The sequence below is a fragment of the Klebsiella sp. BDA134-6 genome, assembly GCF_015601345.1.
Lineage (GTDB): Bacteria > Pseudomonadota > Gammaproteobacteria > Enterobacterales > Enterobacteriaceae > Klebsiella > Klebsiella grimontii.
Genome location: NZ_CP064784.1, coordinates 534,240 through 559,688, shown reverse-complemented (window position 1 = coordinate 559,688; position 25,449 = coordinate 534,240). Strand labels below are relative to the sequence as shown.

Annotated in this window: 22 protein-coding genes; 6 read left to right on the top strand and 16 right to left on the bottom strand. The window is 55.7% G+C overall.

What is annotated here, in order from left to right; translation table 11 throughout:
• Positions 1-26: 26 nt before the first annotated feature.
• The 7 genes from IYV58_RS02635 to pmbA form a co-directional block, all read right to left on the bottom strand.
• Positions 27-671, bottom strand: coding sequence for a DUF4310 family protein (locus IYV58_RS02635; RefSeq protein ID WP_004128208.1), 645 nt, complete (start codon positions 669-671; stop codon positions 27-29).
• A gap of 12 nt (positions 672-683) precedes the next feature.
• Positions 684-1,460 carry a DUF4311 domain-containing protein gene (locus tag IYV58_RS02630; protein ID WP_004098075.1) on the bottom strand — a complete coding sequence of 259 codons (777 nt, stop codon included), beginning with the start codon at positions 1,458-1,460 and terminating at the stop codon, positions 684-686.
• A gap of 21 nt (positions 1,461-1,481) precedes the next feature.
• Positions 1,482-1,781, bottom strand: coding sequence for a DUF4312 family protein (locus IYV58_RS02625; protein ID WP_032742017.1), 300 nt, complete (start codon positions 1,779-1,781; stop codon positions 1,482-1,484).
• Between the two features lie 2 nt (positions 1,782-1,783).
• Positions 1,784-2,146 (bottom strand): SFCGS family glycine-rich protein, encoded by a 363-nt coding sequence (locus IYV58_RS02620; protein WP_004098072.1) that lies wholly within the window; start codon positions 2,144-2,146, stop codon positions 1,784-1,786.
• An 11-nt stretch (positions 2,147-2,157) separates the two neighbouring features.
• Positions 2,158-2,496 carry a PRD domain-containing protein gene (locus IYV58_RS02615; protein ID WP_004128203.1) on the bottom strand — a complete coding sequence of 113 codons (339 nt, stop codon included), beginning with the start codon at positions 2,494-2,496 and terminating at the stop codon, positions 2,158-2,160.
• A gap of 439 nt (positions 2,497-2,935) precedes the next feature.
• Positions 2,936-3,322: a cytochrome b562 gene (cybC, locus tag IYV58_RS02610; RefSeq protein ID WP_004128201.1), complete on the bottom strand. Its 387-nt coding sequence runs from the start codon at positions 3,320-3,322 to the stop codon at positions 2,936-2,938.
• A 35-nt stretch (positions 3,323-3,357) separates the two neighbouring features.
• Positions 3,358-4,710 (bottom strand): metalloprotease PmbA, encoded by a 1,353-nt coding sequence (pmbA, locus tag IYV58_RS02605; RefSeq protein ID WP_004128199.1) that lies wholly within the window; start codon positions 4,708-4,710, stop codon positions 3,358-3,360.
• 94 nt (positions 4,711-4,804) lie between these two features.
• Here pmbA and yjgA point away from each other — a divergent pair, with 94 nt between their 5' ends.
• From yjgA to IYV58_RS02585, 4 genes are all read left to right on the top strand, one after another.
• On the top strand, positions 4,805-5,356 hold the full coding sequence (gene yjgA, locus IYV58_RS02600) for a ribosome biogenesis factor YjgA (RefSeq protein ID WP_004128196.1): 552 nt from the start codon (positions 4,805-4,807) through the stop codon (positions 5,354-5,356).
• A gap of 616 nt (positions 5,357-5,972) precedes the next feature.
• Positions 5,973-7,484: a CoA-acylating methylmalonate-semialdehyde dehydrogenase gene (locus IYV58_RS02595; protein WP_195729397.1), complete on the top strand. Its 1,512-nt coding sequence runs from the start codon at positions 5,973-5,975 to the stop codon at positions 7,482-7,484.
• 204 nt (positions 7,485-7,688) lie between these two features.
• Entirely contained in the window at positions 7,689-8,831 is a 1,143-nt protein-coding gene (locus IYV58_RS02590) for an iron-containing alcohol dehydrogenase (RefSeq protein ID WP_195322290.1), read from the top strand.
• A 325-nt stretch (positions 8,832-9,156) separates the two neighbouring features.
• Positions 9,157-10,365, top strand: a complete 1,209-nt coding sequence (locus IYV58_RS02585) for an aldose 1-epimerase family protein (RefSeq protein ID WP_195729396.1) — start codon at positions 9,157-9,159, stop codon at positions 10,363-10,365.
• Between the two features lie 177 nt (positions 10,366-10,542).
• Here the strand turns inward: IYV58_RS02585 and IYV58_RS02580 are convergent, their stop codons facing one another.
• Together IYV58_RS02580 and mpl are read right to left on the bottom strand one after the other, a co-directional pair.
• On the bottom strand, positions 10,543-11,088 hold the full coding sequence (locus IYV58_RS02580; protein ID WP_049114228.1) for a GNAT family N-acetyltransferase: 546 nt from the start codon (positions 11,086-11,088) through the stop codon (positions 10,543-10,545).
• 64 nt (positions 11,089-11,152) lie between these two features.
• Positions 11,153-12,526: a UDP-N-acetylmuramate:L-alanyl-gamma-D-glutamyl-meso-diaminopimelate ligase gene (gene mpl / locus IYV58_RS02575; RefSeq protein WP_004128184.1), complete on the bottom strand. Its 1,374-nt coding sequence runs from the start codon at positions 12,524-12,526 to the stop codon at positions 11,153-11,155.
• A gap of 175 nt (positions 12,527-12,701) precedes the next feature.
• Here mpl and fbp point away from each other — a divergent pair, with 175 nt between their 5' ends.
• On the top strand, positions 12,702-13,700 hold the full coding sequence (fbp, locus tag IYV58_RS02570) for a class 1 fructose-bisphosphatase (RefSeq protein ID WP_004128183.1): 999 nt from the start codon (positions 12,702-12,704) through the stop codon (positions 13,698-13,700).
• 44 nt (positions 13,701-13,744) lie between these two features.
• On the opposite strand, the gene yjfF is transcribed toward fbp, so the two are convergent.
• The 4 genes from yjfF to ytfQ all read right to left on the bottom strand — a co-directional run bounded on the left by yjfF (position 13,745) and on the right by ytfQ (position 18,393).
• Entirely contained in the window at positions 13,745-14,731 is a 987-nt protein-coding gene (gene yjfF / locus IYV58_RS02565) for a galactofuranose ABC transporter, permease protein YjfF (protein ID WP_004128182.1), read from the bottom strand.
• Entirely contained in the window at positions 14,718-15,743 is a 1,026-nt protein-coding gene (gene ytfT / locus IYV58_RS02560; protein WP_032742013.1) for a galactofuranose ABC transporter, ATP-binding protein YtfT, read from the bottom strand. The genes yjfF and ytfT overlap by 14 nt, the downstream gene beginning before the upstream one ends.
• Before the next feature lie 10 nt (positions 15,744-15,753).
• On the bottom strand, positions 15,754-17,256 hold the full coding sequence (gene ytfR / locus IYV58_RS02555; RefSeq protein WP_195729395.1) for a galactofuranose ABC transporter, ATP-binding protein YtfR: 1,503 nt from the start codon (positions 17,254-17,256) through the stop codon (positions 15,754-15,756).
• Between the two features lie 180 nt (positions 17,257-17,436).
• Complete coding sequence (gene ytfQ, locus IYV58_RS02550) at positions 17,437-18,393, bottom strand: galactofuranose ABC transporter, galactofuranose-binding protein YtfQ (RefSeq protein WP_004098043.1); 957 nt, start codon at positions 18,391-18,393, stop codon at positions 17,437-17,439.
• A 403-nt stretch (positions 18,394-18,796) separates the two neighbouring features.
• Here ytfQ and ppa point away from each other — a divergent pair, with 403 nt between their 5' ends.
• Positions 18,797-19,324, top strand: coding sequence for an inorganic diphosphatase (ppa, locus tag IYV58_RS02545; protein WP_038636623.1), 528 nt, complete (start codon positions 18,797-18,799; stop codon positions 19,322-19,324).
• Between the two features lie 156 nt (positions 19,325-19,480).
• Here the strand turns inward: ppa and IYV58_RS02540 are convergent, their stop codons facing one another.
• Genes IYV58_RS02540 through tamA form a run of 3 tightly spaced genes read right to left on the bottom strand, consistent with a single transcriptional unit; the run spans position 19,481 to position 25,334 of the window.
• On the bottom strand, positions 19,481-19,825 hold the full coding sequence (locus IYV58_RS02540; protein WP_004098039.1) for a gamma-glutamylcyclotransferase family protein: 345 nt from the start codon (positions 19,823-19,825) through the stop codon (positions 19,481-19,483).
• Between the two features lie 2 nt (positions 19,826-19,827).
• Positions 19,828-23,604, bottom strand: coding sequence for an autotransporter assembly complex protein TamB (gene tamB, locus IYV58_RS02535; protein WP_142445968.1), 3,777 nt, complete (start codon positions 23,602-23,604; stop codon positions 19,828-19,830).
• Positions 23,601-25,334 carry an autotransporter assembly complex protein TamA gene (tamA, locus tag IYV58_RS02530; RefSeq protein ID WP_004128178.1) on the bottom strand — a complete coding sequence of 578 codons (1,734 nt, stop codon included), beginning with the start codon at positions 25,332-25,334 and terminating at the stop codon, positions 23,601-23,603. Before tamA ends, tamB begins: the two co-directional genes overlap by 4 nt.
• Positions 25,335-25,449: the final 115 nt, after the last annotated feature.

Genomic DNA, 25,449 nt, shown 5'->3' with positions numbered 1-25,449 from the left:
CGCGGGCGCCGATGCGCCCGCAGAACTTAACTAATCGCCACCGGGAAGATTGACCCAAGCAGCATCGCGCCAAGGATCGCGCCGCCGGTGATCGGCTTCTGCCAGATGTAGAACAGCAGCGCGCCCGCCAGGGAGCCGATGCCGATAGGAATAGAAGCGGCCATGGCACTGAGAATAATCAACGGCCCGAGGAAGCGGCCGGAGGCGTTACCGGCCCCCATCATGACGTCCGCGCCGTAGGTGGAGTCGCTCTGGTTGATGGTGAATTTACGCGCCAGGATGATGATGTAGCCAATGGCGAGGCCAAGCACCAGACCGGTGGCCAGAGAGGCGGCAAAGTTGGCGACCGGGAAAACAAAGCCCGCGCCGAGCAGCAGCGCCGGAACGCCCAGGCCGACGCCGGTCTGAATCGCCCCGCCGATATCCAGAATCCCCACCAGCGAGCCTTCGATAATACGCGCGAACAGGAAGCTGGCGCCGAACGCCGCTACCGCTCCGTAGGCCCCGGTATCGATTCCCGCTTTCAGCATCGCCACGAAAGCGACTTCGTTAAACGCGCCGATACCGTAGAGGTAGTACATATGCGTCCCGGCAAAGACGCCGGAGGAGAGCAGGCCAACAAAGATCGGGAACGACCAGTCGGCATACCAAAAACCTTTATTTTGTTCCATGAGAGGCTCCTGTTATTTACCGCTGAGCGAGTTGTGGATCAGTTCCAGCCAGTTCGGCACGGTCAGATGGAAGGATTCAATCATCTTCATATCGAAACCGCGGAAGAAGCCGCTCAGGACGAACAGCGCGACAATGGCCACCATCATCACTTTAGTGACGCGGTGCCAGCCGCTCTCTTCTACGCCTTTACCAATCAGGATACCCAGCACCAGGCCCGGTACGGCGTTACCCATAATCAGCTGCGCCGCGCCGCCGAAAATCGTCGCCCAGAAGCCCGATTTTTTACCGGCATCAATCGCCGCCAGCCAGAAGATAACCGGCATCACCGTGTTCACCAGCAGGTTCGCCGCCGGAACCAGGACTTTGACCGCCGTCACCTGCAGCGCTTCCGGTACTGAAGAAGCGGTCAGGTTGAGGAAAGCGACCACGATCATGCCGATAATGCCGCAGGCGATGGCCATCTTTTTCGGATCGTGCAGCGTCTCGCCAACGTTGCGGTTTTTGATCATCAGGGCCGCCGCCCCCCAGTTGGGGATGATGCGGTGGTCAACGTCCTGAGTGAAGGAGCCTGCCGCGACGGAAGAGGCCCAGGCGTTGAAGAAGAAGCCCAGGCCAAAAGAGAAGTGGGAAGCCGGATCGCCTTCACATGAATTCAGCTCGCCCAACGTACGAAACGCCCCCATCCCCTGCGTGGTGGGCGCATGAAACATGCGTGCCGCTCCGGCGCCAACGCCGACGCCAACCAGGCCGCCGATGATGAGCGATTTTATTAAAATTATCAGGAACATAGTCTGACCCTTTGGTGAAAATCAGGTTTGCGTGACGAAATCCACTTTATCGAGATTAATGGCGGTCACGTTGACGGTGACCTTCAGCTCCACGCTGTAGCTCCGTCGCTCGCGGCGCAGAAAGAAGAATAAAAACGCCTCTTTTCGTACCGCTTCACGCGCATGAACAACCTCCACATCCTGTGGTTCAATACGCAGTAGAATGTGCGGCGACGTTTTCATCACCGCCGCCTGAACATGGTTCAGCGCATCAGCGAAAGCGCGCGCTTTGCTCTCGCCTTTGCCGGCAACGCTCACCGTGGTGGTGAATTGCTCTTTCATACTCACGCGCCGTACTTCTTCTTCCAGGCCTCAACCAGGCGTTCGCCCAGCTCTTCTTTATCCATAAAGCCGAAGCCCAGAACGTTGTAGCCTTCGTTGATCGCGGTGACGCCTTCATCAACGGAACGCATACCATATTTTGCTTTGTAGCCGTGCTTATTCTGCGCGGTGATCGCCCCTGCGCCGCCGCTGCCGCAGAAAGAGATACCGAAGGTGGCGTTTTCGGCTTTCATCATGTCGCCCAGCTTCATATCCGCGGCGACGCCCGGGACGACAACGGCGCGAGCGCCGGCTTTTTCCGCACCTGCGGCAACTTTTTGTCCTTTACCCAGGCGATCGCCAATAACAACAGTGATTTGTTCCATTTGAGTGCTCCTTACAGGTTATCTTTCGCGACTTCGAAGTGGACAGACAGCAGCCAGGCTTCTTCATCTGGCAGATTGCCGAACTGTGCGACCACTTCGCGGGCCAGCATCATTGAATCTTCCGAGATCTCTTCGAACAGGCTGGCATCCACTTCCGGCAGCGGCTCGCCGCTGATTGAGCGATGGGCCATCGCCCGAACGTGGGAAGTCAGCATTTGCTCCTGCACGTCGTTGGGGACGATGTTGCGGCGGCTTAATAGCGCGAAAACCTGCTGCAGCATCTTGTTGGCCAGCTGTTCGGTTAGCGTGGCCTGCTCCTCTGGGACGTGTGTTACCGCTCCGTTATTCACTTGAATTACCCCGTTGATGTCTCTGGGGATAACACTAATGCCGGGAAGGATGAGTTTGTAGCGAGTTGTTTTCCACTTCGAAGTGGAAAGAACGGCGGCAGGCGTGATTCATTTCACATAACCATAAGGAAAGTGTTCACTTAGTCAAATTCACGTGATGAATATCACAAAAACGCCAGCGATTCTGAAGCGAAACCCGCTGAGTTGAAAAGAGAAAAATGTGATGAAGGTGGTTTTTATGTCAGCTTACCTACCTGCAAAGGCCTGCGGAACGGTTTGGGGTTTGGGGTTTGGGGTTTGGGGTTTGGGGTTTGGGGTTTGGGGTTTGGGGTTTGGGGTTTGGGGTTTGGGGTTTGGGGTTTGGGAGTATTTTTCATTTTTCCATGCCGGGCGAGGCGTCAGCCGCCGCCCGGCAGAAATACCTAACATCTAAAAACGATTAACGATACTTCTTGTGATAGGCGTTGCGGGTGGTTTTGAACTCTTCCGCGGCGGCCTGGGCCTCTTTAACTTTACCTTCGTCGGCCAGCTTCAGCGCGCCGTCGATCTGGCCGATCAGCACATCAAAACCGTGACGATAGTCTTTCATTTCGGCACTGTCCGCCGCTTTACCTTCCAGCTTCGGCGGCGTCTCTTTCTGGGCATCCACCGCCGCCGTACGCATCTTATTCAGCGCCGCTTTCAGCTCGCCGGCGTCGGAGGTTTTCTGCACCACTTGCAGGTTCTCGGCAAGGGTATCCATGTCTTCGCCCAGATCGGCGAAGGCCGATGCCGAACCAAGCGCAAAAGCCGATACGGCCAGCATCGCTAACAGTTTTTTACGCATTGCTCACTTCCTTTTTTATTATTTAGCACACAGGTTTATTGCCCGGCGATTTTCATCTCCGGCAGCAGCACGGAACCGCACTGAATGTTGCTGCGCGTTTCGATATCGTCGCCGATGGTCACGATATTACGCCACATATCTTTCAGATTTCCTGCAATGGTTATCTCACTGACTGGATACTGAATTTCGCCATTCTCTACCCAAAAGCCGGATGCGCCGCGTGAGTAGTCGCCGGTGACGCCGCTTACACCCTGCCCCATCAGTTCCGTTACGACAAGACCGGTTCCCATCTCTTTAAGCAACTTTGCAAAACTGAGGCCGCGGCCGTTGATCCGCCAATTGTGAATGCCGCCCGCGTGGCCGGTGCTCTTCAGCCCCAGTTTGCGCGCCGAGTAGTTGGTCAGTAGCCATTGGGTCAGCACGCCATCTTTAATGATATCGCGGCGTTCCGTACGGACGCCTTCGCTATCGAACGGGGTTGAAGCCAGCCCTTTCAGCAGGTGCGGATGCTCTTCAATGGTCAGCCACTCCGGCAGGATCTGGCTACCCAGCGCATCAAGCAGGAAGGTAGATTTACGGTAAACCGACCCGCCGGCGATCGCTCCGACCAGATGCCCGAACAGGCCGGTAGCGACTTCGTTGGCGAAAATCACCGGCGCTTTCATCGTCGATAGCTTACGCGGAGCCAGGCGCGACAGGGTACGGCGGGCACACTCCTCGCCAACCCACTCCGGCGATTGCAGATCGTCTATCGCCCGCCCGATGGTATAAGCGTAATCTCGCTCCATATCACCATTCTCTTCGGCAATCACGCAGCTCGATAGCGAATGGCGGGTCGAACAGTAGCTCTGCAGCATACCGTGGCTGTTGCCGAATACTTTAATGCCGTAGTGGCTGTTAAAGCTGCCGCCTTCAGTATTGCTGATGCGCTTATCGGCTTTCAGAGCCGCCTGCTCAGCGCGGGAGGCCAGCTCAATGGCTTCGTCCGGCGACACTTCCGCAGGATGGAACAGATCAAGATCCGGGGCCTCAAAGGCCAGCAGCTCTTTATCCGCCACGCCCGCGCACGGGTCCGGCGAGGTGTAGCGGGCAATATCCAGCGCCGCCTGCACCGTGCGGGCGATAGCCTGCGGGCTAAGATCGGTCGAAGACGCGCTGCCTTTACGGTTTTGGTGATAAACGGTGATGCCCAGGGCACCATCGCTATTGAATTCTACGTTCTCCACTTCGCCGTAGCGGGTGCTAACGCCGATACCGGTAGTTTTGCTGACGGAGACTTCCGCGCCGTCGGATTTGCCTGCCGCCAGTTCCAGCGCCGTGGTCACGGCCTCTTCCAGCGTCTTACGCTGTTGTGCAACTTGAGAGATGACTTTCATCGCTAATGCCATAATGTAAGAAGGAGTTAACTGAAGTCTAACAGAGAACCGTTTTTCAGTGCGCGCCTTAACTGGTAACATTAGTCTCTTTTTTAAGGAGCCTGAGATGACAAAGCAGCCCGAAGACTGGCTCGACGACGTCCCTGGTGATGACGTCGAAGATGAAGACGATGAAATTATCTGGGTCAGTAAAAGTGAAATTAAGCGCGACGCCGAAGAACTGAAGCGTCTTGGCGCGGAAATGGTCGAGCTGGGTAAAAACGCGCTTGATAAAATCCCGCTGGATACCGACCTGCGCGACGCGATTGAACTCGCCCAGCGTATCAAGAAAGAAGGCCGCCGCCGCCAAATGCAGCTGATTGGTAAAATGCTGCGCAGCCGCGACGTCGAGCCGATTCGTCAGGCGCTGGACAAGCTCAAGAACCGCCACAACCAGCAGGTTGCGCTGTTCCATAAGCTTGAGCAGATCCGCGATCGTCTGATTGATAATGGTGATGAGGCCGTTGCTGAAGTGCTGAACCTGTGGCCTGACGCCGATCGTCAGCAGCTGCGTTCGCTGATCCGCAACGCCAAAAAAGAGAAAGAAGGCAACAAGCCGCCGAAGTCCGCGCGTCTTATCTTCCAGTACCTGCGTGAACTGGCCGAAAGCGAAGGCTAATTCTGAACGACTCCCCCGGATACGGCCCTAGCCCGATCCGGGCGACCCACCTCCTCTTACAGATCACTTGATCGATAGCCAGTCGTCGTTACCGTGGCTTAAAATCGGTTTTAATTTTTCATTTTAATTCCATTCTGCGTTTAAATTTAACTTTTATTTCACAAAAAAACCGTTCCATTCTAGCCTGCCTGGTCACCCCACCTTTCCGGCAATGCTGCCAGAACAATATTAATACATTGATTTTATTAAATTAAAAAACAGAATCCCGCCTTTAAAACGCTGACTTTATCAGCAGTTTGTTTATCTTTGATCCATCTCTCAAAACGGTCTTGTTATTTCGTACATTATTATAATGAAAAAATAATTTCATTAAGTCACGAGAAACGAAACGGTGCGAGCGTGTATTTTGGCCAGTCAGTTCTGTTAATTAAAACCGGGCGTCTGCAGGCTTTCTTCAGGAGAAAGTCGACCAAATCTTCCGCGCCACCGCAGGTGAATCGCCGGTAATCATCAGGAATTCACTATTCACGAGAGTGGCTGACCCGGCGCTAAGCCGTTTGCCGCCGGTCAGAGCCAGATTTTTAGAGAGTCGACAGCTATCATCATGGAGAAAAATATGACTACTGTACCAAGACTGAAATATTTCGTTGATGGTCAATGGCGCGTATCGCAGACCGAACGCTATATGGACGTCTATAACCCAAGTACGGGGGAAGTGATGGCTCAGGCCCCCTGCTGCACCGAGCAAGAAGTGCTGGATGCCGTTGCCGCGGCGCGCAAAGCCTTTCCGGCATGGTCAGATACGCCAGCCATTAAACGCTCGCAAATTATGTTCCGCGTTCGCGAATTATTAATCCAGCATCAGGACCGCTTAACCGAGCTGGTGGCAAAAGAAAACGGTAAAGCCTGGGGCGACGCCCAGGGCGATGTCTTAAAAGCGAAAGAAGGCACCGAGCTTGCCTGCTCGATTCCCACTCTCATGGCCGGTGAAAACCTGATGGACGCCTCTGCCGGGATCGACACCAACCTTTACCGTGAGCCAATTGGCGTGTTCGCCGGTATTGTGCCGTTTAACTTCCCGGCGATGATCCCGATGGGATGGATGGCGCCATTATGCGTCGCTTCCGGTAATACCATGGTGATAAAAGCGGCCAGTATGACGCCGATGACCTGTATGGAAATCACCAAGCTCTACCAGGAAGCAGGCGTGCCGGATGGGGTTATCAACGTGGTGACCTGCTCACGTAACGAAGCCGATATCTTGCTAAACCATCCGGACGTCAACGGCGTCTCCTTCGTCGGCTCTACCTCCGTGGGCCTGCACGTTTACTCCAAAGCCGCCGCTCATGGCAAACGCGTCCAGGCGCTGTGCGAAGCGAAAAACCATGCCCTGGTGCTGGCCGATGCGCCGATTAACCGCACCGCAGCGGGGATTATCAACGCCGCGTTTGGCTGCGCGGGCGAACGCTGTATGGCGTTGCCGGTCGTCGTGGTGCAGGAAGAGATCGCCGATAAGCTGATTGCCGCCGTCGTCGAAAAAGCCAAACAGCTGAAAATCGGCCCCGGCTATCTGCGCGATACCGATATGGGTCCGGTGATTTCTAAAGACCATAAACGGTCGGTGGTCGACTGGATTAATAAAGGCATTGAGGAGGGGGCGAAGCTGGTGCTCGATGGTCGCGATATTAAGGTTCCGGGCCAGGAAAACGGCTTTTACGTCGGGCCGACCATACTGGATCGCGTAACCGAAGAGATGAGCGTCGGAACACAGGAAATTTTCGGGCCGGTGCTGTGCTTTAAGCGGGTGAAAACCTTCGAAGAAGGTCTGCAATTAATGAACAATAACCCGTTTGCCAACGGCTCGGTTATTTTCACCCAAAGCGGCTATTACGCCCGTGAATTCCAGAAACGCACGCACGGCGGTATGGTCGGTATCAACGTCGGTATCCCGGTACCGGTCGGCGTATTCCCGTTCTCTGGCCATAAGCAGTCCTTCTTCGGTGATCTGCACTGCCTGGGCAAAGACGGCGTACGTTTCTACACAGAATCAAAATGCGTGACCTCGCGCTGGTTTGATGAAGAGGAAGCGAAACGCGAAAAAGTCGACTCCTGGGACGGTACGATTTAATCGCAGCTTATTTCTCCAATTAATTCGAGTTGCCGCCATCGCCTCCCCCTGGAAATATGGCGGATTTAAAAGAAACAGCTCCCTCCAGATATTGCTCCGGCAATATCTGGAGCATTAATTCGATTTTTTTACTCTGCACGTGTCGCTGAATCGTAAATGACGAATGCACACTAAAAAAATCCTTAATATTAAATGGAGTTTCCTATGACCCAGGCCTTCTCAATTCCTCGTAGTATTATTTATGGCGAAAACGCCTTAGAACATCTTTCCACGCTAAGCGGTAAAAAAGCCGCATTAGTCACCGGCGGAAGTTCAATGAAGCGTTTTGGCTTTCTGGATAAAGCCGTCAGCGAACTTAATAAAGCGGGGATGGAATGCATTATTATCGATAATGTGGAACCCAACCCATCCATTAAAACCGTCTGGCGCGGCGCAAAAGCGATGCTGGCCTTTGAACCAGACTGGATAGTGGCGATTGGCGGCGGCTCTGCGCTTGATGCCGCCAAAGTCATGTGGTGTTTTTACGAGCATCCGCAACTGAAGTTTGAAGATATTCTCCCAGTCGGCTCCATGCCAGCGCTGCGCAATAAAGCCCGGTTTGTGGCGATTCCTTCCACCAGCGGCAGCGCCTCTGAGATCACCGCGTTCTCGGTGATCACCGATACGGCAAATCATATCAAGCACCCGATTGTTGCCGCCGATCTGGTGCCGGATATCGCTATTCTCGACCCGACAATTCCGGCAAAAATGCCGCCGCACGTAACCGTTCACACCGGTATGGACGTTCTGACCCATGCGATTGAAGCCTATGTGTCCACCGCGGCCAACTCCTTTACCGATCCCTATGCGGTAGAAGCGATTCGGCTGGTGTTTAAGTATCTGGAAACCGCCTGGCGCTCACCTGATGATATAAACGCCCGCATGCATATGCATAACGCCTCTGCGCTGGCGGGAATCGCCTTCACGAATGCTTCGCTGGGATTAGTCCACGCGATGGCGCATAAAATTGGCGGCGAGTTTGGTATTACCCACGGGCTGGCGAACGCGATTATGTTGCCTTATATCATTCGATATAACGCGAAGTTCACCAAAAAATATCGTCAGCTGGAAGCGGCTTTAGACATCAATAACCTAAGTGAAGCGATCAACGCGCTGAATCAACGTCTGGGCGTGCCGAAAACCCTAAGCCAGTGCGATGAAGTTAAAATCAATGAAGTGACCTTTGTGAATGTTCTCGACAGAATGAGCCGCCATGCCGTCGACGATCCATGCACCTTAACTAACCCTAACTATCCGTCTGTTCAGGATGTCAAAGGGCTCTATACCCAGGCATTCTACGGCGCTTAATCGCCTCCCCACTGTTTTTTTTAAACGCTAAAGCAGCGTCAACCAGGGCCGCATGGATAACTAAAACCCGGCGGCCTTATCGGTTCTACAGACGTCATCATAGCCATGGCCAGTAATAGCTGAATCGTTAAAGCTTTCTTCGTTTTAAATCACAAATTTTTAGCAACTATTTTTATAATTACCTAAAAAACGCGATTTAAATCTCATTTAAAAATATAAAAATGGCCATTTTCTCACCAGGTGAGACACTTCACATTTTAATAATCCACTTGCAACTAAATTCCCTCCATCAGCAACACAATCGATTCAGCAAAAGGAATGAAAAATGAAAAAAACATTAGTTTTAACAGCAATCGCTATGCTTGTTTCTGGGCCAGTAGTAGCAAAAACGTGGGTGCTGACAAGTGCTGAAAGCGGCATGGATAAAGGAAACTGGCAGATAACAAGCGACCAGCTGAAGATTAAAGATCATAATTTCAGCATTGAGCAAAAAGTCCTTCACGGCGGTAAACAAGAAGGCAGCAAAATCCTCGTCATCCACAGCAAAGACGGCCTGACAATTACCCTGAGCCCCACCCGCGGCATGAACCTGCTAAAAATCGAAGGGTTTGGTTCGCGGATGGGCTGGGACTCGCCGGTTAAAGAGGTCGTCAACCCGGCGTTCATAAACCTTGAAAGCCGCAACGGGCTGGGGTGGCTGGAAGGCTTCAATGAGATGATGGTGCGCTGCGGCTATGAATGGACCGGCCATCCGGTAACCGCAGACGGTCAGATTTATACCCTGCACGGCAAAGTTGGCAACACGCCGGCTTCACAGGTGGAAGTGGAAGTCGCTGACGCCGCGCCGTATGAAATTCGCGTTCGCGGACTGGTGAAGGAGAGCACGTTTAAGAAAGCGGATCTGCAGACCATGACCGAGTTGCTCTATGTACCCGGCAGCAACAGCTTCAGCCTGCACGATGTCTTAACCAACCATGCCGACTATCCGCATGACTATCAAATTATCTATCACAGCAACTTTGGCCAGCCGATCCTCGAAGAGGGGGCCCGCTTCCTGGCGCCGATCTCAAGCATCAGCCCGTTCAATGACTACGCCAAGGCCGGCTTAAAAACCTGGCAAACCTACGCCGGTCCAACCAAAGGTTTCGATGAAATGGTGTTTAATATGCAGCCGCTGGCGGATGAAAATCATCAAACCCTGGCCGCCGTGGTCAACAAAGCCGGCGATAAAGGGGCATCGATTCAGTTTGATACCCGCCAGTTGCCGGTACTGACGCTGTGGAAAAACACCGATACCGAGAAACAGGGCTACGTAACCGGTATTGAGCCGGGCACCAGCTACGCCTATCCGGTGACCATCGAGCGCGAGCAAAAACGCGTTAAGCAACTTCAGCCTGGAGCAAGCACCCAGTTTGATCTGACCTATACGCTGCTGCACAGCAGCGAGCAGGTTGCCGACGTGGAGAAGAAAATCGCGGCTATTCAGGGCGATACCAAAGTAACGGAAAACGAAACACCTATCGCGAAGGAGTAGCGCTGTTTCCAGGAGGCGGCGCTGCGCACCTGTCCGGACTACCGGACCGCAGACGGCAGACGGCAGACGGCAGTAAACCTGTAGCCCCGGTAAGGCGTCAGCCGCCACCGGGGAATGGTTCAGAGTCCAGGATGGATATACTTTCCTGCAGGCGGCGCTTGGCGCGCCTTATACGGGTTACAAAACCTTGGCCGCACCAGCCCGATCCATGACCACCAAACGCAAATCCTGTGCAAAGCGCTGGTACTGCACTTCATTAATCGGCTGCGGGTAGCTCAACACGATCAATTCATGATCGGCGATCCCCTGATGATAGCTCGGGTGACGATGCGCCCAGGGATTCGCGCAAAACCCCATGGTTTCATAAAAGCGCAGGCGCTTATGGGCAATCTCGCTGGTCAGCGGATCGATTTCCAGGATGGTCAGCGGCGCCCGCTGAAGTATTTCAGCTAACAACTGCTTGCCGTAGCCGCGCGATCGTAACCTGTCGTCAACGGCCAGATGCTCAATGTAGACATAGTCGGTAAACCGCCAGCCGCCGCTCAGGCCAATAAACAGGCCATCATCGAACCAGGCTTCGAGTTCATAATGCGGATTATCAAGCGCCTGCTGTTTAGCTCCGGCTTCACGCTGTTCATGCCACGGGAAGGCCCTGCCGTACAGCGCGTCAAGCGCGGGAAAATGCGCGGAATCGGTAGAGGTCACTCTTTGTGAAATCAACATGAACCGTCCTGGTCACAAAAACCATCCGCCCTCGCGCGGAGGGCGGATAAACGAGGAGAATAGCTTACTCGACCGCCTCGGCTTTTTTCGCCAGCTTATCGAGCAGCTTCTGATGAATGCCGCCAAACCCGCCGTTGCTCATCACCAGAATGTGGTCGCCCGGATGCGCGGTTTTAACAATCATATCCACCAGCGCATCGACATCGGCGCTCCAGTGCGCGGGCTGTACGCAAGCGTCAGCCACTTCAGCAACCTGCCACGGAATATGCTGCGGCTGCAGCAGGAAGACTTCGTCCGCTCGGCCAAGGGACGGCGCCAGGTCGTCTTTGCAGATACCCATTTTCATGGTGTTGGAACGAGGTTCAAGCACGGCAAGAATACGCGCGGTACCGCCAACCTTGCCGCGTAGTGCCTGCAGGGTCGCCAGAATCGCCGTCGGGTGGTGGGCAAAATCGTCGTACACGGTCACGCCGTTGGCTTCGCCGCGCAGCTCCAGACGCCGGCGGGCGTTGATAAAGCTGCCCAGCGCGTTAGCCGCATCGGCAGGCTGCACGCCGACATGACGGGCGGCGGCAATGGCCATCAGACCATTATGCATATTATGTTCGCCAACCAGCGCCCACTTCACCTCACCGACTTTCTCGCCGTCCAGCCACACTTCCCATGAGGAAGCATCTGTGGTGAGCTTTTTCGCCTGCCAGTGGCCCTGTTCGCCGACCAGCTCCTGTTCGCTCCAGCAGCCCATCGCCATCGTCTGTTTCAGATTGATGTCGTTCTCCGGCAGGATAATCTTGCCTTTGCCCGGCACAATGCGCACCAGATGATGGAACTGTTTCTGGATCGCTTTCAGATCGTCAAAGATGTCCGCGTGGTCAAACTCAAGGTTATTGAGAATCAACGTGCGCGGGCAGTAGTGAACGAACTTAGAGCGCTTATCGAAGAAAGCGCAGTCGTATTCATCGGCTTCAATCACGAAGAACGGGCTATCGCCGAGGCGCGCGGAAACATCGAAGTTGCCCGGAACGCCGCCGATAACAAAGCCCGGCTTGTAGCCGCAGGCTTCGAGGATCCAGGTCGCCATGCCGGCGGTGGTGGTTTTCCCGTGCGTACCGGCAACCGCCAGCACCCAGCGATCGCGCAGAACGAAGTCGTGCAGCCACTGCGGACCGGACATGTAAGGGATATTATTTTCCAGCACCGCTTCCACGCACGGGTTACCACGCGTCATCGCGTTACCGATAATCACCAGATCCGGCTGCGGATCCAACTGACTGGCATCATACCCTTGAATTAACTCAATTCCCTGGTTTTCCAACAGGGTACTCATTGGCGGATAGACGTTCGCATCCGACCCCGTTACCTCATGACCGAGGGAACGCGCCAGCATCGCCAGCCCCCCCATAAACGTGCCACAGATTCCTAAAATATGAATGCGCATTCGTCACTTCCTTCTCTTATCTGAAGCACAGTTTACCGGGATGTTGGGGGTGAAAGAAATGCATTTAAGGCGAATCCGTATTTTGCTGGCGCGATTCACCTGTGCGAACTTTTTTTATTCTTTGTTAAGATTGTTATGTTCGTTTTACTTCACATAAACATGCAGGGAACGGGTTATGAAAACGTTAGGTGAATTTATTGTCGAAAAGCAGCACGAGTTCTCTCACGCAACCGGCGAGCTTACTGCTTTGTTGTCGGCGATAAAGTTAGGCGCCAAGATCATCCACCGCGATATCAACAAGGCCGGTCTGGTCGATATCCTGGGTGCCAGCGGTGCTGAAAACGTTCAGGGCGAGGTTCAGCAAAAACTCGACCTGTTTGCCAATGAAAAGTTGAAAGCCGCACTGCGAGCACGCGATATTGTTGCCGGGATCGCCTCTGAAGAAGAAGATGAAATTGTCGTCTTTGAAGGATGTGAACACGCCAAATACGTGGTGCTGATGGACCCGCTGGATGGATCTTCTAACATCGACGTTAACGTCTCCGTTGGAACGATTTTCTCTATCTATCGCCGCGTCACGCCGGTGGGAACCCCCGTTACTGAAGAAGATTTCCTGCAACCGGGCAACCGACAGGTCGCCGCGGGCTATGTGGTTTACGGCTCCTCGACGATGCTGGTTTATACCACCGGCTGCGGCGTCCACGCCTTTACCTACGACCCGTCCCTTGGCGTCTTCTGCTTGTGCCAGGAGCGCATGCGCTTCCCGGAAAAGGGCAACACCTACTCGATTAACGAAGGTAACTACATCAAGTTCCCGATGGGTGTGAAGAAGTACATCAAGCATTGCCAGGAAGAAGATAGAGAGACCCAGCGCCCGTACACCTCGCGCTACATCGGCTCCCTGGTGGCGGATTTCCACCGCAACCTGCTAAAAGGCGGCATCTATCTCTACCCGAGCACCGCCAGCCACCCGGACGGTAAACTGCGCCTGCTGTACGAATGCAACCCGATGGCGTTCCTCGCGGAACAGGCGGGCGGTAAGGCCAGCGATGGTAAAGAGCGTATTCTGGATATCATTCCGGAAAGCCTGCACCAGCGCCGTTCTTTCTTCGTCGGCAATAACCATATGGTTGAAGACGTCGAGAACTTTATTAAAGAGTTCCCGGACGCATAAAGCGCCTCTTCCCCTCCCGCCGTACGGGAGGGGAAATTCTCCAATCAGTGTCCCACCCTTGTCACCGGCGAGCTCTGCCGATTCTCCCACAGCACCGTCAGGCCGCGCTGCAGCGCAATAAAGATAAACAGCAGGATACCGATGGCGATCTTGGTCCACCATGAACTGAGGGTACCGTCGAAGTTGATATAGGTTTGAATCAGCCCCTGAATCCCTACGCCAAACAGCGTGCCGAGCACCGTCCCTACCCCGCCGCTTAACAGCGTGCCGCCGATAACCACTGAAGCAATCGCGTCCAGCTCGACGCCGACGCCCGCCAGCGCATAGCCCGCCTGGGTATAAATAGAGAAGACGATCCCCGCCAGCGTCGCCAGTCCGGTGGAGAGCATATAGATGCGGATCGTCGTGCTCCGCGTGGAGATCCCCATCAGGTTCGCCGACGTCGCGTTGCCGCCGATGGCATAAACCTGATTGCCGAAGCGGGTGCGGTGGGCCATAAAAATTCCGCCGATCACCACCAGCAGCATCAGCAGCCCCATCGCGCTCAGACGCCCGCCGCCGGGGATGGTCCATGCCAGTCCTGACAGCGCGTCATATACCGGGTGATTAATGGGAATCGACTCTTCCGAAACCAGGTAGCTGACGCCGCGCAGGAAAAACATCCCGGCGAGGGTGATGATAAACGCCGGGATCTTCAGCGCATCAATAAGCAGGCCCATAAACGCGCCAAAGGCGCAGCCCATCACCAGTACCAGCGGAAACGCCACCAGTGGCGAGATCCCCCAGAAACCAATCGCTTTAGCGAGAAAGACCCCGGTAAAGGCGATCACCGACCCGACCGACAGATCGATCCCGCCGGAGAGGATCACGAAGGTCATACCGACGGCGATAATCCCGAGAAAAGCATTGTCGGTCAGGATATTACAGATCACCCGCGTCGAGGCAAAGCCGGGAAACTGGGTCAGGCAGTAAAGGTACCCCAGCACAAATACCGCGAGGGTGATCATTAACGGTAAATTACGTTTTATCATGGCCGCGCATCCCCTTCAGTATGCTGATAAAGCGCGGCGACTGGACGATCAGTACGCACAGCACCACCACCGCTTTAACTACCTGATTAAGCTCCGGCGGGAAGCCTGACAGCAGGATCCCGGTATTCATACCCTGGATAATCAGCGCCCCGACGACCGAGAGCAGCAGGTTAAAGCGCCCGCCCATCAGCGAGCCGCCGCCGATAACCACCGCCAGGATGGCGTCCAGCTCCAGCCACAGCCCGGCGTTATTGGCATCCGCGCCGCGAATATCCGCCGCAACGATAATCCCGGCGATTGCCGCGCAAACGCCGCTAAGTACGTAGGCTAACATCACGACGACGCGGGTATTTACGCCGGCGTTTTTCGCCGCGCGAATGTTAATCCCCACCGCTTCGATAAACATTCCCAGCGCGGTTTTGCGGGTAAACAGCCAGAACAGCGCCAGCGTGACGATGGCGATAATCACCGGCGTCGGGAACAACAGCAGCGAACCGCTGCCCAGCCACGCCAGATGCGGTGAGTCAAAGGTCACGATCTGCCCGGAGGTGATCAGCTGCGCCACTCCGCGCCCGGCGACCATCAGGATCAGCGTGGCGACGAACGGCTGGATCTTCAGCACCGCCACCAGGATCCCGTTCCACAGACCGGCCAGCGCGCCGGCCGCCAGCGAAGCCAGCAGCACAATCGGCAGGCTGTGCCCTGCCACGGTCATCGACGCTGCCGTTGCGCCGGCAATCGCCATCACCGCCCCGACGGAGAGGTCAATCCCCCCGGTGGCGATAACCAGCGTCATGCCAATCGCCAGCAGCGCCACCGGGGCGGCGCGGTTTAAAATGTCTATCGGGCTGCCGAACAGCCGCCCGTCCTGGAGCACGACCTGATAAAAATGCGGCGCGACCAGGCTGTCAACGACCAGCACCAGCAGCAGCGCAATAATTTGCGGCATCCCTTTTGGCCAGTTAAAGCGCCGTTTCGGCTGGCCGCTTTTCGGAACAGATTGAGGCATCATCGGTTACTCCTTATGCCGCAATAGCGTTCATGATCGCCGGTACGGAGAGCTCGCTCAGCGACAGCTCCGCCACCTGCTGGCGATCGCGCATGATAATCACCCGATCGGCGTAACCCACCAGCTCTTCCAGCTCAGAAGAGATGACCAGCAGCGCCAGGCCATCGGCACACAGAGTTTCTATCAGGCGAATGATTTCGGCGTGGGCGCCAACGTCAATACCGCGAGTCGGTTCATCGAGGATCAGGAACTGCGGCTTCGTCAGCAGCCAGCGGGAGAGCAGCACCTTCTGCTGATTACCGCCGGAGAGAAATTCGATCGGCTGTTCAGCGCTGGGGGTACGAATACCGAGCTGACGAATAAAACGTTCGGCAATCTCATTTTGTTCGCGGCGACTAATCGGCCGCAGCCAGCCGCGCTGCGCCTGTAGCGCGAGAACGATATTTTCCCGCACCGAGGCGGCGGCGATAATGCCGTCGGTTTTACGATCTTCCGGACAGAAGCCAATCCCGAGGCACGATGCCTGATGCGGCGAGCACAGGGTTTGCGGCTTGCCTTTGATCCACGCTTTGCCGCTGTCGGCGGGTTTAATGCCGAAAATGACTTCCGCGGTTTCCGTGCGTCCGGAGCCTAGCAGACCCGCCAGGCCGACGATCTCACCGGGACGGACCTGCAGACTAAACGGTGCGATGGTGCCTTTTTTGCCAAAATCTTCGAAGGCGGCCACCGGTTTATCACTCAGCAGGGTGCGGCCCGCGCGCTGCAGGGCGTTATGCTCCAGCTCGCGGCCCAGCATCATTTTCACCAGTTCAATTTGCGGCAGCTCGCGGGTTTCCCGGCAGCCGACAAAACCGCCGTTACGCAGAACGGTGATGCGGTCGCTGACGGCGTAAACCTGGTCGAGGAAGTGGGTGACGAAAATCAGGCTGACGCCGCTATCGCGCAGCTGGCGCATCAGGGTGAAGAGCATTTCCACCTCCTGGGTATCCAGGCTGGCGGTCGGTTCATCAAGAATTAACACTTTTGCTGACAGGTCAATTGCCCGGCAGATCGCGACAATCTGCTGCATGGCGACCGAAAAGCGGTTCAGCGGTTCACGGACATCGAGAGAAAAACCGTAGGACGCCATCAGCGCGGTGGCGCGTTTTTCCATCTCTTTGCGCTGCAGGAGGCCAAAGCGCCGGGGCTCGCGGCCAATAAACAGATTATCCGCCACCGACATGTTAGGCAGCAGGTTTACTTCCTGATAGACGGTGCCGATCCCCAGCTGCTGGGCGTGGGCGGTGTTTTTTGGCGAGATCTCCCGGCCTTCCAGCCATATTGCCCCGCGATCAGCGTGGTAGACGCCGGTAAGCGCTTTAATCAGGGTGGACTTACCCGCGCCGTTTTCGCCTAACAGAGCCATGATTTCGCCCCGGCGCAGGCTGAAATTAACGTTATCCAGCGCCTTCACGCCGGGGAAAAATTTGCTTAGCCCTTCAGTTCGAAGGATTTCCTGATGTTGTTCGCCGTTCATGCTCTCCCCTCACCTTAACCCGCTCCCCGACCGGGAGAGGGTGTTCAGCCGCGCCTTAGCGACCGGGAAAATCCCGGAGGCGGCGCCGCGCGCCTGTCCGGGCTACTCAATCCGCAGACGGCGATGAACCTGTCGCCCGGTGCGCATAGCGTCACCGGGAGCGTGCGTGTTTTTCGCTACTCAATAGCCCATATTTTTCTTCTTCTCTAACTCTTCTTTCGCCGTATCCGGCAGGTAGAGGGTCGATTTGGTGATGGTGACTTTTTCAGGCAGGGTGCCGTCTTTTTTGTATTTCTCCAGCGCATCGAACGCCGGGCCGGCCATATTCGGCGTCAGCTCGACGCTGGCGTTAGCCTCGCCGGCCATCATCGCTTTATAGATATCCGGCACGCCGTCGATAGAGCCGGTGAGGATATCTTTGCCCGGCTTCAGCCCGGCCTCTTTAATCGCCTGAATCGCGCCAATCACCATGTCGTCGTTATGGGCGTAAACCATGCAGATGTTCTTGCCGTTGTTCTCCGCTTTGATAAAGCTCTCCATCACTTCTTTACCCTTACTGCGGGTAAAGTCGCCGGACTGGGAGCGGATAATCTTGATATTGGAGGCTTTAGAAATGGCTTCAGCAAAGCCTTTCTTGCGGTCAATCGCCACGCTGGCCCCTACGGTGCCCTGCAGTTCAACAACGTTACACGGCTTGCCGTCGACGGTTTTCACCAGCCACTCACCGATCAGTTGGCCTTCCAGCACGTTGTTCGCGGTGACGGTGGTCATATAGAGATCTTTGTCTTTGACATCAATAGAGCGGTCGAGCAGGAATACCGGGATTTTGGCTTCTTTCGCTTCCTTCAGTACCGGCTCCCAGCCGGTCGCCACTACCGGAGCGATGAAGATGGCATCGACGCCCTGAGCGATGAAGGAGCGTACGGCTTTAATCTGGTTTTCCTGTTTTTGTTGGGCGTCGGCAATCTTCAGCGTAATGCCGCGCTTCGCGGCCTCTTCCTTCGCGACGTTGGTTTCGGCCGCACGCCAGCCGGATTCAGAACCGACCTGCGAAAAACCTACGGTAAGAGGGGCAGCCATGACCATAGACGACATAGCTGCGGAAACTGCTGTGACAAGAAGTAAGCGCTTCCACATAAGAGGATCCTCGTAGGGTTATTGTTGGTTAAAGCCTCACCTGCGGACAAACTATAGACAATCGGAGATGTAACTGAATGCGTTACATCACACTTCAAAAAAGTTAATTAGATGTTAATCAGCACCCATCTCATCAGCGGAGAGCCGATGAGGCTTCGCGAGCCGTGCGAGCTTCACCGTTTATGACGAAATTTTTCACACTTTGAGATATCAAGCATATGCAATGAAAACGGTTACATAATTTTATTCAGTATGCGGCTATGTTTATGGATTTTCAGGCTGTATGACGGGGAAAATTTCAGACTCCCCCCACCCGTTCTGGAGAAAAAGAAGCGAAGACATTCGATGCGAGTTGGCTATAATACCGGGCACTTGTTTGCCATACATTTTAAAGGAAACAGACATGAGCTTACTCAACGTACCTGCGGGCAAAGATCTGCCGGAAGACATCTACGTCGTGATCGAGATCCCGGCGAACGCAGATCCTATCAAATACGAAGTCGACAAAGAGAGCGGTGCACTGTTCGTTGACCGTTTCATGTCCACGGCAATGTTCTATCCGTGCAACTACGGCTACATCAACCACACTCTCTCCCTGGACGGCGACCCGGTTGACGTACTGGTCCCGACCCCGTATCCGCTGGAGCCAGGTTCAGTTATCCGCTGCCGTCCGGTTGGCGTACTGAAAATGACCGACGAATCCGGTGAAGATGCGAAGCTGGTTGCGGTACCGCACACCAAACTGAGCAAAGAGTACGATCACATCAAAGATGTGAGCGACCTGCCGGAACTGTTGAAAGCGCAGATCACCCACTTCTTCGAGCACTATAAAGACCTCGAAGCGGGCAAATGGGTTAAGGTTGACGGCTGGGACAACGCTGAAGCGGCGAAAGCTGAAATCGTAGCTTCCTTCGAGCGCGCGAAGAAGTAATTCTTCCGCACTCAGGTTAGCGAAAACACCGCCTCCGGGCGGTGTTTTTATTTGGCATATTGAGCCATTTCCCGGTTAGCGACTAATGCGCCTTAGCCGGGCGACAACACCCAACTTCACAAAAAACAACGCCACCTGAGGGTGGCGTTATCGTTATTAATACTGGTCTTTATCCAACCAGTTGCCGCTTTCTATCAGCGTGAAGCCCTCAACGGGGCGCTGATAGACATACATCCAGGCGCTACCGTAAGGCGTCTGGATCAGGTGACGAGCATACTCGCCGCCTTTGGTACGCAGCGCATCCAATTCAGCCAGCGTCGATGCGTCAATACGATAGACTTCACCATGTACCGTGCCATCGCCGGGCACCGCGCCTGGATAGTGGCCCAGGCTGTACAGTTGATAATCATTGACACTATGATCGCCCAGCCACTGAGCGTTGGTCATCCAGTGGCTGTTGCCTTGTTTGCGTCGTAAACTGCCGTAAACAAATATTCGCATTGCTAAAACTCAAACTGATAGAGCAAATCGAGAGCCTGGTCTACACCAGACACGGCTTCCATATATAGCTTAGGCATCAGGCGATAACGTAACGTCAATGTCGCCAGGGAATCAAAGATCCCTACCCCATATTTTACCTGCAGACCGGGCAGCACATAGCCGCTGACCACCACCTGGGAGGAGTCGCCCACTCCCTCGGTATCCAGCGCCAGATTGCTTACGCCAAACGTCTCGCCGATTTTACCCACAACCTGACCACTTTGTGCAACCCCCATACCAATAAGCATGGAGGTCATTGCCGCACTATCGCTCTGTCCGCTGCCTAAACCCTGCCCGCGGAGCAGGTAAGAGAGCGCTTCCTGCTGCGACATCGCCGGATCGGAGAAAATCTCCGCTTTCGGCTGATCGGCCGAGCCGGTGACGCGAACGCCGGCGATAACGTCGTCCTCGGTGGCGTCCGGATTACGAATGGCTTCGATATTCAGCAGCGGCTGATCCGGAGGACCGGAGAACAGCAGCTCGCCTTTACGCACGATCAGATCCTGCCCGTAGGCATGGAAGCGCCCCTCCGGGATGTTGATCTGCCCGTTGAGCCCCAGCCCCTGTTTGTCCTGAGCGACTTTCAAATCACCGGTCAAACGCGCTTTCAGACCGAAGGCATCCAGACGAACGTTGTTGCCTACGTGAATAGTCAGGTTGCTGTTGATAGGGATACCGGCGCTCTGCTGCTTAATCGGCTGCAGATTTTTATCCAGCATCACTTCGTCAGATGAGACCCCAACGGCGCTTTCCGGCACTTCGTTGACCACGATACGCGCCCAGGGCACATCAACGCTGCCATCCAGGTTAAACAGGCTTGGCGTGGCGGTAAACACCACGTCCGGCGAGACATCCAGGCGCACCATCGGCGGCACGGTTATCCGCACCCGGCTGCCCTTCGCCGCAATCTGCGCGCGCCAGTTATCAATCTGCGTCCAGTCGGCGTTGCCGCTGAGCGCGATGTGGCCCTGGCTGGTATTCACCGTTCCCTGTAGGGTCGAGCGGGTACCGGTGAAATTCATCGCCAGCTGGCTCGGCTGCATATCGAACGGCATAAAGTTACCGTCAATATCAACGCCATTCAGCTGCATTTGACCGAACAGCTGCGGACTCTGAAGGTTGCCGCCAAGCGTCAGGCGTGCATTCAGTCTCCCTTCCGCCTTTTCGCCGCGCGAGAAGATTGGGTTAATCATCGCCAGCGAGAAGTTGTTGATATTGACGTTACCGCCCAGATTACGTCGGCCCTGCGGATCGGTGACCTGCACCTGCCCGTCCAACTGGCCATTGTTGGTCAGACGAATTAGCCAGCCCAACTGGGCGCGATTATTATGCAGATCGGCGGTGAGGTTGAGAGTATCGAAAGCCACCGGCAACGGCGCGTCGTTGACCGTCTGCGTCACCTTCACGTTACGCCCGCTCAGGGTGACCTTACCCTGCGGCAGCCCCTCTTTGGTAGTGTCCCAACTCACATCGGCATTACCGCTAAACACGCCGCTGGCCTGGGTCGCTTCCGGCATAAAGGGCTTCAGCATCGCGAGATCGAAACGGTTGAGGTTCACCACCGCGCGCCCGCTTGCCCCGGCGTCGATGGTCTGCGGTACGCACAGCTCGGCGTTCGGGTTAGTCCAGCAGTGCGGCCCGATGCTGATTTTCTGTTCGAGGTTACGATAATCCAGCGCGATATCGCGCGTCAGCGCAACCGGCCCCACCGGGGTCTGGAAACGGGTATTGCTCAGCGAGCCTTTCCAGCGCTCCGCTTTGCGGTCAAAGCTCCCCGCCAGCGACAGCTGCCCGGAGACCGGATCGCCCTGCACCCGCAGCTGCAGGTCGTGCTGCTTCTCGTTGCCCTTGGCATTGAGCTGCACCAGACTGATATTGACGCCCGGCTGGCTAATGCGGTCCACGCGTACGTCAAGATTACCGCCAATCTGGTCGGTGGATTTCACATCGCCCTTCACGTTCACCTGGGCCACCGACAGCTCCTGCCAGCGCAGCGCCCGGGCGGTAATATCCGCCAGCAGCTGCGGCGCGTCGACGGTGCCGCGAACCTTCACCAGCCCCTTCGCTGTGCCGCCCAGGCCCGGCAGGGCGTTGTCGAGATGCGGCGCATCAATGGTGGCGTCAAGGTTAAGGTCTTTGACCCCCAGCTCGCCTTTCACATCAGCGCTGTTGGGGCCTAACGCCAGATGCAGACCGGGGATTTTCCACTGCATATAGCTGTTGCCCTGCAGCGAACCGCTCACATCAACTTTATTTTGCTTCACGTTACCGGTGATTTTCAGCTCCGGCACCGACATCTGCCAGCTGCCACCGTACAGGCTGCCCTGAGTCTTAATCAGGCCGTTGAGCTTCGACGGCCAGTCCGGGACCTCTTTAGCGGTATTGATACCGTCAAGCGTCAATTCGCCGCGCCAGCTGATCGCCTGCTGCCAGTCGAGCAGCGCCTTCAGTTCGGTTTTCCCTTCGAGGGCGGCGACGGTCAGTTTATCAAGATTGACCTGCTGCTCGTTGCCCTTGGCGCTGAGGTTAATCTTCGCCGGCGGCAGCGACTGCCCTTTGACCGCGGTGCTGAAGGCCAGGGTGTAGTCGGTCATTTTGCCGTTAAATTTCAGCAGGAGATCGTCAGCCTGATACGCTTTCTCGCCGGTGAACGGCCAGTAGAGCTGCTTACTTTTAATCTCCATATCCAACGGTAGCCCCGCCTCCGCCAGCTGCGCTTCGGCACGCAGGGTCATCGCCACGGGACCGTTTAAATCCACGCCGAGCGTAAGCTTTTTACGCACTTCACCGCCCACTTTCAGCTGCACTTTCTCGCCCTTGAGGGGATCAATATTCAGCGTACTGTTGAGGGTAATATCGACCGGCCAGTTATCCTGCAGCTGGGCGTTGCCGGAAGCCGTGACTTTGCCCTGGTCGGAGTCCACATCCAGCGCGTCTAGCTTCATCTGCCCATCAATACTGCTGACTTTAAGCAGCAGATTATAGATGGTGATATCGGTGTCGCCGGTGAGACGCAGCTGCTCGCCGCGGAACGCCTGAATATTGAGATTCAACGGCAGATGGACGTCGGTCATCTCCGGCAGCACCGGCTTCGAGAACAGATCTTTCATCGTCTCGCCGAGCGGCTTTTCTTCCGGCTGCGGATTGTCAATTTTCGGCTCGACCACCTGCTCCTGGGCCACCTTCGCCACCTTCGGCAGCGCGATGAGCAACCCCTGCAGGGAGGTCGGCGTCAGGGTCAGGTTTTTCTCCTGCCAGTTCAGACCGCTGGTAAAGTCGCGCAGCGAGACGGCGGTATCGTCAATTTTTACGTTGACGTTATGCAGCGCCACCCGGCTCAGCGTGATGGGATAAGGTGTGGAGAGATTCAGCGGGCCGCTATCTTCTTCTTCAACCGGCGCCGCCGGCGGCATCTTGCTGGTATCGATCGCCACATAGATATCGCGCAGAGAAAGATCGTTGACGCACAGGCTGCTGTCCCACAGGCAGCGCAGCTTGACGCCGAGGTGGAACTGACCAGCGGTGACCGCCACGCCCGGCTGCTCAAAGCGCACGTTCTCCAGCGTCAAATCGCGCCAGCCGCCGGTCGCTTTGCCAATCTCCAGCCCCGGAACCCAGCGGTCGGCAGCTTTGATCACCAGATGCAGGCCGGTGGTGGTCCCCACCAGGAATCCTACCGTCCCCAGCAGCAGCACAAGAAAAATCAGTACGCCGAGGCTTATCTTCTTCCATAAACTCATAATTCAGGCCCCAGACCGATATAAAACTGTAAACCGTGCTCTTCTTTGTCGCCGATCGGTCTGGCGATATCCAGCTTGATTGGTCCGACCGGAGACTGCCAGCGTACGCCGAGGCCGGCGCCGGTTTTAAAGTCGCTCTCGCGGATATCGCTCACCGCTTCGCCGCTATCGACGAACACCGCGCCCCACCATTTGCCGCTCACGTTGTACTGATACTCCAGCGAACCGGTAGCCAGCTTCGAGGCCCCCATCAGCTTGCCGTCGTCATCTTTTGGCGAGATAGATTTGTATTTATACCCGCGAATGCTGCGGTCGCCACCGGCGAAGAAACGCAGATCCGGCGGGACCTTGCTGAAGTTATCGGCCTCAATCCAGCCGAGATTGCCGCGTACTACGAAGCGGTGGCGGTCATACAGGGTGCGGATCCAGACGTCCTGCGCCTGCATCACGATAAAGTTGATGTCCGAGCCCCACATGGTATTGGAGTAGTCCACAGAATAGCGCTGCGAATCACCCCAGGTCGGCATCAGGCCGCCGCGCGAACGTGTGCGGTTCACCGACACGCCGGGGTAGATCAGCATGGTGGTGTTAGTGACGTTGGCCTGGGTAAAGTGGTCGAGGCTCCAGCGCAGGTTCAGCGCGCGCTGCCAGCCGCTCGACATCTCCCAAAAACGTGATACCCCGAGAGTCGTAGAGTCAGCTTTGGTATCGTTAAGGTCGGTACGCTTAAAGCCGCCCTGCATCAGGTAGTACTGCTCCAGCGGGCTTTTTAACAGCGGCACCTTATAGCTGAAATCAAGCTGCTGTTCCGGGGCGGAAAGGCTGAGGCTAGAGGTCAGGCTGTGGCCGTAGGAGTTCATCCACGGCTTTCTCCAGGTGCCTTTGACGCGCGGCCCGACGTCGGTTGAGTAGCCGACCCCGGTTTCAACGGTATTCTCTTTACGCGGAGAGACGACGCCCTGCAAAGGCAGAACTTTGGTCTGGCGGGATTTTTCAAACTGCGGCGCCACCACGACGGAGCTAAACCAGCCGGTTGCCGCCAGGCGGCGGTTCAGTTCAGCGAGATCCTGCGAAGTGTAGTAGTCGCCCTGCTTAAACGGCACCAGGTTTTGCAGATATTCGTCGCGAATTTGCGAGCCTTCAAAAGTGACCGGGCCAAAGCGGTAGCGCTCGCCGCTGTTGTAGTCGATATCCCAGAAGGCCTGATGTCGGTCGAGAGAGACGCCGAGCTGGCTTTTATTAAACTCGCTATCAAAATAGCCTTTACGTAGCGCAACGCGGGTCAGGGAGCTTTTGAAGCCATCATAGTCGCCGTGGTTTAGCACGGTGCCGATCGCCGGGCGCGTTTTCAACAAATCCAGATAGTCGCGATCGGTTCGGGCGCCGCCGCGTAAAATCACTTCAGTGCCGCCAATACGCACCGGTTCGCCGGGCGTAACTTTGGCGATCAGGACCTGGCGGCCCCTCGCCGGCGGCGGACGTAAATCAAAATCGATCGTCGGTTCGTAGTAGCCGAGCGCTTTCAGGCCTTCGCGGATAGCATCATCAACGCGCGCGCGAAAGCGCCGGTCCGGCGTGACTTCATCGCTCTGGATCGTAGATAGTTGGGCGCGGACGTTTTTTTCCAGTTCCCCGGATAGCCCCTCAACCTGCAAACGCACGCTCGCTGCGCTGGCGACCCCGCTGACCAGCAAAAGGCTGGTGATACATAACTGGCGGATTTGTAGCACGTTTTCTCCTGAATATCCTTGTTTCCCCCCGAAGGAAACGAAAGCGCCGCTCCACGGCTTAACAAAACCCTAACAAGCAAGGGTTGAAAAATAGACGTTATCCCAAATAATTCTT